The organism is Micromonospora sp. NPDC047738, assembly GCF_040642675.1.
Taxonomy (GTDB): Bacteria; Actinomycetota; Actinomycetes; order Mycobacteriales; family Micromonosporaceae; genus Micromonospora.
This window is the reverse complement of sequence record NZ_JBEYSO010000033.1, coordinates 49161-58813: the sequence shown is the minus strand read 5'-3', so window position 1 is coordinate 58813 and position 9653 is coordinate 49161. Positions and strand designations below refer to the sequence as shown.

Here is a 9653-nt window from a genome sequence, read left to right as displayed (position 1 = left end):
CCACTCGGCCAAACCCGAACCAGCCACCTCACCCAACTCGACCTCGCCAGCTGAAAGCGACACGTCATGGTTTGGCCATTCCCCAACGGAGTCCTAAAGGACGGAGATTCCCTCCACGGTGCGCGTGGAACACGCGGCGTCCGGGCTCGGCGAGGCATGACCAGCACCTGACGGCACGCCGAGCGCACGGCGAATGCTCCCCGAAACCCGGTGATCGGTGCGCGACCACCGGCGGCGATGGCGGGCCGTCCAGACACGATCCATCGATGCCTCAAGTAATGCTCAAATCCATTTCACGTGACCCAACACCGCCAATAGATGCACATACGCTCCCCTCGGCTCCAGCCCGCTCCGATCGCTTCAAATCCACAGGGAGGTTGCATCCCGAGATAGGCCCAAGGGCATCCAAAAGGTGCAATGGCACAACCGACTCCCGGCGTGGGAGCGGTTCGAGATCGACGCGACCCCGGCGGGGAGACCTACCTCCCGATCCTTTTCACGACGGCGATCATCGTCGTCCCAGGCTCACCGCGCGCGAGCTCAGCACGATCGTCCTGGTTGGACCGGCCCGAGACGCAGCAGGGTCGGCCACCACTTCAACCACATGCCACAAGCAGAAGGAGGGGAGAATGCGACGTACCCAAGTGCGCATCGCACTTCTCGCGCTGCCCGCCCTGGTGGGGAGCGTCCTCATGGCGACCGCGCCCGCCGGCGCGGAGCCGTCGGCGGACTCGGGGCGTTCCCAGCTCGAGGACCCGGCACAGGTACGCCTCGTACACATCCAGATGGCCGGCGCTGACATGCTCGACAAGGTCGTCGCCGCCGGCTTCGACCTTGAGCACGGCCTCAAGCGCGTACCGAACGGCATCGAAGGCGAGGCGGTGGTGACCGCCGAGCAGATCGCCGAACTCGAGGCGATGGGCGTCGAAATCCTCGGCGACGACGAGGGCTTCGCATGGAGCAACGAGGCCGACGGCGGCATCCAGGCCCGCCGCGCGCAGGCTGTCCAGGTGCTCGGCCACGAGGAGACGGTACGGATCGTCCGCGCCGACTGGTTCACCACGAAGGGCCAGGGCTTCCTCTACGTCGAGGCCCGGACCACCACGGGGCAGCAGACGAACCCGATCGTCACGATGCAGCTCGAGAACGACTCGGGCGCGGACACGTCGTTCGGCTTCGCCCGGACGATGAGCCGGTTCGTCGACTCCGGGCAGTACATGTTCCACCGGAACCTGTTCAAGCTCGACGCACGACCGAGCCAGATCCGGGTCACGAGCTCGACCGGCGGCGTCGCCACCGGCTACGTCTCCAACTGGCTGGAGGACGGCGCGCCGCCGCTGACGGCGAACCCGGCCTACAAGTGGGACTTTGTCGATGGCTACCGGACTCCGCAGCAGCTCTACAGCCGCGCCGAGGAGATCGCCCGCCAGTACCCGGACATCGCCGAGATCGTCTACCTGCCGAACAAGACGAACGGCTACCAGCGCAAGGCGCAGGCCACGATCGGCGGTACCGGGCAATCGGCGGTCGTCGTCAGCTCGGCGGCGTGGGGCCACGAGGGTGGCAACGACATCACCGTCGAGTTCGTGAACCGGCCGGGGGCGAACCTCCCGCTCACGGTCGAGGTGGCGGGCAAGGCGGTGCGGGTCCTTCTCGCCAAGGACGCCTCCGGGGCGCTGGCGAGCACGGCCGCCCAGGTGGCGACGGCGCTGCGGACCCAGTCCCAGGGCCTGATCGACCGGGCGCACCCGTACCGGACCAACGCGGGCACCGGCATCGTCGCCGCGACGTCCGGCCCGGTCGCGCTGACCGACTTCCTCAACGAGAAGCGCGCCGGCGCACCGGAGGGCGAGGTGCCGCGCGGTCCGGCCACGATCCCTGTCCTGCGGATCGGCAAGCACCGCGACGGCAGGAACCCGGGTGTCCTGATCCAGGCGCAGGACCACGCCCGTGAGTGGGTGCCGGCGACGACCTCGCTGGAGTCTGCGGAGCGCTTGGTGCACAACTACAAGTCGGACTGGGAGACGAAGAAGATCGTCGACAACACCGACGTCTTCTTCATCCTGTCGAACAACCCCGACGGGGCGAACTACAGCTTCTACAACTTCGCCTCGCAGCGTCGGAACATGACGAACCACTGCGCGGACGACAACGCCGATCCGGCCCGGCGTAACTCGTGGGGCGTCGACCTGAATCGGAACTACCGGGTCGGGTCGGGCCACGACGGTTACTCGGGCGGGTCGACCAGCTGCGTCAGCGACACGTACCAGGGACCGGAGAAGCTGTCCGAGCCCGAGTCGAAGAACATCATCTGGCTGGTCGAGAAGTACCGGAACATCAAGTTCATGATGTCGGTGCACTCCAACGGCGGCCAGCTGTTCTGGCAGCCGGGCGCCTACATCGCGGACGGGCGGATCACCACGCCGCGCCCGCCGCTGGGTGACGAGGCGTTCTACTGGCAGTCGGCCTCGCGGATCCTGTCGCAGGTCAAGGCGCACCGGCAGACCGTCGTCACGCCGGAGAACGTCGGCGGCTCGTCGGACGTCCTCTACTCGTCCGCCGGCAACGTGCGCGAGGACCTGTACCACAACTACGGGATCTACGCCTTCGGCTGGGAGGTCGGCGGCTCGATCTACAACCCGGCCACCGGCAACTGGCAGGGCGGCTCGTTCCAGCCGGCGTGGGTGGGCAACCCGGATCTCGTCAGCGGCCACGCCGAGACGATGGAGTACGCCAACGGGATCATGGAGATGTTCCGGGTCGCGGCGGATTGGGGCCAGGACAACAAGAAGCCGACGTCCAAGCTCGTCCCCGGCGGCGGGAAGTACTCCGGGCCCGTCGACGTGCGTTTCGAGACGAGCGAGCCGGCCACCATCTACTACACGACGGACGGCAGCCGGCCCACCCTCGAGTCGCCCCGCTACGCAGCGACCGAGTTCCGTGAGCCGGGGCAGGTGTTCCACGTGACCGAGACCACGACGTTCAAGTGGTTCTCGGTCGACTCCGCCGGCAACATCGAGCAGAACTACGACCCGGCCAACAACGACACGCGCAACAACTACCGCACGGCGACGATCACGGTCGCCAAGTAGTAGTCCCGCGCCAGGCCCACCCGGTGATCATTGCCTCGTCAGTGCGGGTCCGTCCGCACTGACGAGGCAATGCCGTGCACGCTCAACCCGGCTGGCGCGGTGGCAATTCCAGCGCGAGTCTGAGGAAGACGCTCGGGCCGCCCGGGCGGAAGCGCGGGGTGCCGCGACCGCGGGTTGCCAGGAAAGCTCCGAACGCCTCCGCAACCGCTACGCTCCCCCGGTGTCACCGTTGCTGATCGGTACGTGCGCGACCCTGTGCGGCGTGGCTGGCCTGCTACTGCCACGGGCCGCCCATCGCTTCGCCGTGCCGTCCGGTGAACCGCTTCGAGACACCTGTGTCGACTGCGGCGCCTCGCTGCACCCGGGCGTCGGCGGCTGGCTGTCAGTTCGGTCGACCTGTGCCACTTGCGGGGCCCGGTTGGGGCCCGCGGCGTGGGCGACCGGCGTGGCAGCTGGGCTCGCTGGCGGGCTGGTCGGCGCCGCGCTGGGCCCGGTGGCCGTCCTGCCGCTCTTTCTCGCCGTGACGGTGCTCGGGGTGCTGCTCGCCGCGATCGACATCGCCTGTCGTCGTCTTCCCGACACCTTGGTGCTGCCAGCCTTGGCGGTGACACCGGTCCTGTTCGCCGTCGTCGCCGTCATAACGGCACAGTGGAGCGACTGGCTCCGCGCGCTGCTGGCCTGCCTGGCCTCCGGTGTGGTCTTCATCGGGATGGCGCTGCTGCCCGGTGGCGGCTACGGAATGGGCGACGCGAAGGTAGCCGCACTGCTCGGCTGGTATTTCGGCTGGCTCGGCTGGCAGGCCGTGCTGCTCGGCGCGCTGCTGCCGTGGCTGCTGAACGCGCCCTTGCTGCTGGCTCTGCTCGCCTCCGGTCGGGTGGGCTGGAAGAGCCATCTGCCGTTCGGCCCGGCCCTGCTGGCTGGTGGACTGGTGGCCGTTTGCGTGGTGGCCTGGTAGCCGACCGGTGGCCGGCTCGCGCTGGCCGGGCGGCGTCCCCCTCCGGCCGTCGCGCGGAATACAGCTAATCGAAGCTTAGCTTGGCGGCTCCCGCCGTGTTGACTGTCGCTGCTCGATTAGCGCGGGAGACCGCGTGGTGCCCGAGCGCAGGTTAACGCCCGGCAACAAATTCCCGTTCGACGTGAACGGAAGCGGAAGGGACACATTAATGGTCAAGCTTCTGAGTAAACTGCGGCGCCGCGACGAGGGTGCCTCCGCAGTCGAATACGGCCTCCTCGTAGCGCTCATCGCCGTCGCCATCGTGGTTGCCGTTGGCCTTCTCGGCGACAACCTTTCCACCATATTCGACAACATCGCCAACACCATCGGTGAGGCCGCCGGCGGTGGTGGTGGTGGTGGCGAAGGGTAGCGTGCGCTTTTTGCCTTATCCCTCGGGCCCGTGCGGGGATGGGCGGGTATTTGCCCATTCCTGCTACGGGCGCGGTCGGAGTGCAAGCGACAACCCCGACCGGGGGGCGGTCTCGACCGAATACGCGCTATTGGCGGCATCCATCGCTGTGCTGGCGGCCGCCTCGATAGCGTTGTACGGCCAACGAGTGCTCGCCCTTTTCGAAAGCGCGGTGACGAACATTCCTTGGGGAGGGCCATGATGCTCGTTGGTGAGGGCGGCGGTGGGCAAGGCTAGGCAGCCGGTGGACCGGGGCGCGGCGGCGGTGGAGTTCGCTCTGCTGCTGCCGGTCGTGCTGCTCATCATCTTCGCCATCATCGACTTCGGACGGCTGCTCAACGCGCAGATCGTCATCAGCCAGGCAGCCCGCGAAGGCGCCCGAGCCGCCGCGCTGATCGATCAAAGCGCAGGCGAGCGCAGGGTGGCGCAGGCCAGCCGGCAGATCGGCACGGTCAATCCGACCGTCGCAGGTTGCCCTACCAGCCCCGGGCCGGCTGCCAACGCGACCGCTCGGGTCACCTACGACTTCCAGTTCATCACACCGCTCGGATTCATGATTGGCAGTGGCGGGGTATCTCTGCGCGCTGAGAGCGTGATGCCATGTCTGCACTAAACTATCGGCCGGGATCGCCTGGTCCGGCGGCGCGGCGGCCGGGCCGGGGCGGGATTCTTCGGCGGCTCCGGCGCGACGACCGCGGTGGCGTCGCCACCGTCTTCGGCGTCCTGTTCGCCGGTGGCGTGCTGCTTGGCATGCTCGCGCTCGTCGTGGACGTCGGTCAGCTCTACGTGGAGCGGGAGGAACTGCAGAGCGGCGCGGACGCGGCGGCCATCGCCGTTGCCAAGTCCTGTGCCGCCGATCTGAGCACGTGCACCGACGTGAACCGCAGGAACATCGCTGGCCGGTACGCCACAGACAACGCCCGGGATCGGGCCGCCGACGCACCGACGATCTGCGGTTCCGTGGCCGGCGTGGCGGACCTGTTTCCCTGCCCCGCCCAGGCCGACAACTTGACCAGGTGCATCGATGGCGCAACCTCCGGATCGGGGCGCTACCTCGAGGTGCGTACCAGCACGGCCACCTCGGACGGGTCGACGCTGCTGCCGCCGTCCTTCGCCAGGGCCCTGCTCGGCAACGAGGACTACGCAGGCACCACGGTCGGGGCCTGCGCCCGGGTGAGCTGGGGCGCGCCGAAGGCCGGCCTGGCGGTGACCTTCTCGAAATGCGAATGGGATCACGCCACGAAGAACGGTGAACATTTTCCGGCAGCGCCGCCCTATCCGGCAAACCCAATTCCGAGTCCCGCCGACGCGTACGAGATCGTGTTGAGGACCCACGACTCGAAGGATCGAAGCAGCCTCTGCCCCGGCGAGAAGGGTCCCCCCGGCTGGGATGCCCCTGGCGGCTTCGGCTGGTTGAAAGACGATGGCGCGTGCAAGACGGAGACGTTCACCGCAGGCCCGACCGGCGTTGTCGAAAAGAACTGCACCGAAGTTCTCGAGCCGGTCACCACCGGCGCCTCGGCCGCGAAAGTTCTCTACATCCCGATCTATGACACGGTCGCCGGCACCGGCAGCAAAGCTAAGTACCACATCACCGGAATGGCCGCTTTCGTGCCCACCGGCTACTTTCTCGGTACTCCCGCCGCGAAACGAAGGGCATCCTGGCTGACCGGCAAGGAGTATTGCAGCGGAGAAGACCGCTGCCTCTACGGCTACTTCGTGGACGTCCTGCAGCCGGGGCCGGTGGAAACCGGACCGCTCGACCCGCTCGGCGCCACCGTCATCTCCCTTATCGGCTAACTCGCCCGCCAGATCGAACGACCAGGAAGCCCCTCATGACACGTCGGATCGTCACCATCATGCTCGCCATCGTGATTGCCGCGATCGGCACCGCCGGAGTGCTCTTTTACGGTTTGAGTGCCGACGCCCGGGCCAGGGCGCAGATCACCGATGCGGTGACGGTGGTGGTCGCCACGGCCCGGATTCAGTCCGGCACGACCGGCGCGCGGATTCAGGCCGACCAGTTGGTCCGGACGGAGCGGATGCCGAGGTCGTCGGTGCCCAGTGACGCACTGCCGGCGGTGAGCTCCGAGTTCGACAAGCTCGTCGTCACCTCGAACATCGCCGAGGGTCAGGTCCTGCTGAAGGCGAACTTCGGCCAGCCGAGCCAGGTGACCAGCGGGCTGGAGTTGCCGGACGGCAAGATGGCGGTGACTGTGCAGACCGGCGCGCCACAGCAGGTCGCCGGATACGTGCGGCCCGGCTCCGAGGTCGCGATCTTCCTCACGTACAAGCTCCTCGACAAGGCGGGCCAGGAGAGCAAGATCCAACGAACCCGGCTGCTGCTGGAAAAGGTCCAGGTCATGGCGGTCGGCACCTACACCCCGCCGCGCGATACCAAGGACGACACCCCGGCTGGCGATACCGCGTCGGCCAGGAACGGGACGCTCCTGGTCACCCTCGCAGTAGACCAGAAGGAGGCGGAGCGGCTGATCCTCGGTCTCAACACCGGCAGCCTCTATCTCGGTCTGCTCACCGACGCGGTCCAGGCCAAGCCGGGCGGCGGCGTGGAGAACACCGACAAGGACACCCACGTTGACTCCATCTTCGGGTGATGCGGACGGAGTGAACCCATGACCATCCTGTACGAGCCGCAGCCCCGCGACGCCCAGCGGGTCGCCGTGCTGCTCGGTGGCGACGTACATCCGGCGGCGGCGCACGAGGACCTGTCCCGGCTGCTCGCCGAACGCCCCGCGGAGCAGCTGGTGGTCCTCGGACCGGGCGTCGAGCTGCGCGAGGCACTGGCCATCGCATCCGAATACCGGCTCAGCCGCCCCGCCCTCGGCGTGGTGCTGATCCGCGTGATGGTGGACATGGTGCTGCTGGGCGAGGCGCTGCGCGCCGGCGTACGCGAGGTGGTGCCGGTCGACGACCGGGTGGCGCTGCTCACCGCATGCGCCCGGTCGGTCGACATCTCCCGGCAGATGGCTCCGGTCAGCCCGGTGCTTCCAGAACAGGCCAGCCTCCAGCGGGAAGCCAAGGTGATCACGGTGTTCGCGGCCAAGGGTGGCTGCGGCAAGACCACCATCGCCACCAACCTGGCGATCGCGCTGGCCGCCGGCGGCACCCGCCGAGTGGGCCTGATCGACCTGGATCTCGCCTTCGGCGATGTGGCGATCATGCTGCAACTGGCACCACAGCGCGGCATCGCCAACGCGTCCGAGTTCGGTGCCGGGCTCGACGAGCAGGCACTGCGTGCGCTCTTCACCGCGTACAGCCCCGGCCTGCATGCCCTGCTCGCGCCGCCCGGCCCCACCGAGGCGGAGCAGGTCTCCCAACAGCTCGTCACCAAGGTGCTGGGCCTGGCCGGTGGCATGTTCGACTACCTGGTGATCGACACGCCACCGCAGTTCAACGAGCACGTGCTGGTCGCGCTGGAGCGGTCGCACCTGCACGTCCTGCTCACCACGCCGGACATCCCGGCCCTGAAGAACCTGCGCATCACCCTGGACACCTTCGACCTGCTGCGGCTGCCGAACGAACAGCGACTCGTGGTGCTCAACCGGTCCGACGCCAAGGTCGGGTTGACCGCCGCCGACATCGAGCGCGTCATCCGGGTCCCGATCTCGGCGTACGTGCCGTCCAGCCGGGACGTTCCCGTCTCGATCAACAAAGGGATACCGATCGTGGCTGACAGCCCAGCACACCCGGTCAGCAAGGCGATCCGGGACTTCGCCGCCGGCCAACTGGCCGACACCGCGGCGAGCAAGCCCACCTCGCAGGGCCTGCGCGGTCTGTTCGGGCGGGGCGGTAAGCGATGAGCCTGACCGAGCGGATCGGCCGCCACCATGGCGAGCCAGGCGAATGGCGCCCAGCCGCGCGACCCCTGCTGACGGAGTTGCGGCGGCGAGTCCACCAGGAACTCCAGGAGATCCTCGGGCCGACGCTCTACAGCGAGCGCTCGACGGAGGTGATGGAGCGACGGGTACGCGAGACCCTGCAAGCGGTGCTGTCCCGTGAGGAGACGGCGTTGACCGGCGCCGACCGGGGGCGGATCACCGCCGAGATCTGCGACGACATTCTCGGCCACGGCCCGATCGAGCCGCTGCTGCGCGACCCGGACATCAACGAGATCATGGTCAACGGGCCGGATCGCATCTACGTGGAGCGCAGCGGGCGCATCTTGCCGGTGGACGCCGCCTTCCTCGACGAGGAGCACCTGCGGCGGATCATCGACAAGATCGTGGCGCGGGTGGGTCGGCGAGTCGATGAGAGCAGCCCGATGGTGGACGCGCGGCTGCCGGATGGCAGCCGGGTCAACGCGGTGCTGCCGCCGGTCGCGCTCGACGGGGCGAAGCTGACCATCCGGAAGTTCGCCGCCGACCCCTACGGCATCGAGGACCTGATCGGGTTCGGCACGCTGAGCCGACCGGTGGCCAACCTGCTCGCCGCGTGCGTACGCGGTCGCCTGGACATCCTGATCAGCGGCGGCACCGGTACCGGAAAGACCACCACCCTCAACGTGCTGTCACAGTTCCTGCCACCCGACGAGCGGATCATCACGATCGAGGACGCCGCCGAGCTGCACCTGCACCAGCAGCACGTGCTGCGGCTCGAGGCCCGGCCCCCGAACATCGAGGGCCGGGGCGAGGTGACCATCCGGGACCTAGTCCGCAACGCGCTGCGGATGCGCCCGGACCGGATCGTGGTCGGCGAGGTCCGCGACGGCGCGGCGCTCGACATGTTGCAGGCGATGAACACCGGTCACGACGGTTCGTTGACGACGGTGCACGCCAACTCCCCACGGGATTCGCTGTCCCGGCTGGAAACGATGGTCCTGATGGCCGGCATGGACCTGCCGATCCGCGCCGTCCGCGAGCAGATCTCCTCCGCTGTCGACCTGATCGTGCACCAGAGCCGGCTCCGTGACGGCACCCGCCGGATCACACACATCACCGAGGTCGTGGGGATGGAAGGGGATGTGATCAGCCTGCAGGACATCTTCCTCTACGACCACCGGGCGGGGATGGACGCGCACGGGCAGTTCACGGGCATGCTGCGCCCGACCGGCCTGCGCCCGCGCTTCGTCGAGAAACTGGCGGACGTGGGCGTCATGCTCGATCCCGCAATCTTCGGCCTCACCGCGCCCCTTCGATGA

Annotated in this window: 8 protein-coding genes; all 8 read left to right on the top strand. The window is 68.2% G+C overall.

Annotation, left to right across the window (positions count from 1 at the left end):
* The first annotated feature begins 629 nt into the window (after positions 1 to 629).
* The 8 genes from ABZ783_RS31955 to ABZ783_RS31920 all read left to right on the top strand — a co-directional run bounded on the left by ABZ783_RS31955 (position 630) and on the right by ABZ783_RS31920 (position 9653).
* Entirely contained in the window at positions 630 to 3092 is a 2463-nt protein-coding gene (locus tag ABZ783_RS31955) for a M14 family metallopeptidase (protein ID WP_357444950.1), read from the top strand.
* A 445-nt stretch (positions 3093 to 3537) separates the two neighbouring features.
* Entirely contained in the window at positions 3538 to 4047 is a 510-nt protein-coding gene (locus ABZ783_RS31950; RefSeq protein WP_357444947.1) for an A24 family peptidase, read from the top strand.
* A gap of 133 nt (positions 4048 to 4180) precedes the next feature.
* Complete coding sequence (locus ABZ783_RS31945) at positions 4181 to 4456, top strand: Flp family type IVb pilin (protein ID WP_357444944.1); 276 nt, start codon at positions 4181 to 4183, stop codon at positions 4454 to 4456.
* A gap of 304 nt (positions 4457 to 4760) precedes the next feature.
* The gene (locus ABZ783_RS31940) at positions 4761 to 5108 is read left to right on the top strand and encodes a TadE/TadG family type IV pilus assembly protein (protein WP_357444941.1); all 348 of its coding nucleotides are present in this window, start codon (positions 4761 to 4763) and stop codon (positions 5106 to 5108) included.
* Positions 5096 to 6295, top strand: a complete 1200-nt coding sequence (locus tag ABZ783_RS31935; protein WP_357444938.1) for a pilus assembly protein TadG-related protein — start codon at positions 5096 to 5098, stop codon at positions 6293 to 6295. Before ABZ783_RS31940 ends, ABZ783_RS31935 begins: the two co-directional genes overlap by 13 nt.
* Before the next feature lie 35 nt (positions 6296 to 6330).
* Entirely contained in the window at positions 6331 to 7110 is a 780-nt protein-coding gene (gene cpaB / locus ABZ783_RS31930; RefSeq protein WP_357444935.1) for a Flp pilus assembly protein CpaB, read from the top strand.
* An 18-nt stretch (positions 7111 to 7128) separates the two neighbouring features.
* Positions 7129 to 8316, top strand: a complete 1188-nt coding sequence (locus tag ABZ783_RS31925) for a P-loop NTPase (RefSeq protein WP_357444931.1) — start codon at positions 7129 to 7131, stop codon at positions 8314 to 8316.
* Positions 8313 to 9653, top strand: coding sequence for a CpaF family protein (locus tag ABZ783_RS31920; RefSeq protein WP_357444928.1), 1341 nt, complete (start codon positions 8313 to 8315; stop codon positions 9651 to 9653). The genes ABZ783_RS31925 and ABZ783_RS31920 overlap by 4 nt, the downstream gene beginning before the upstream one ends.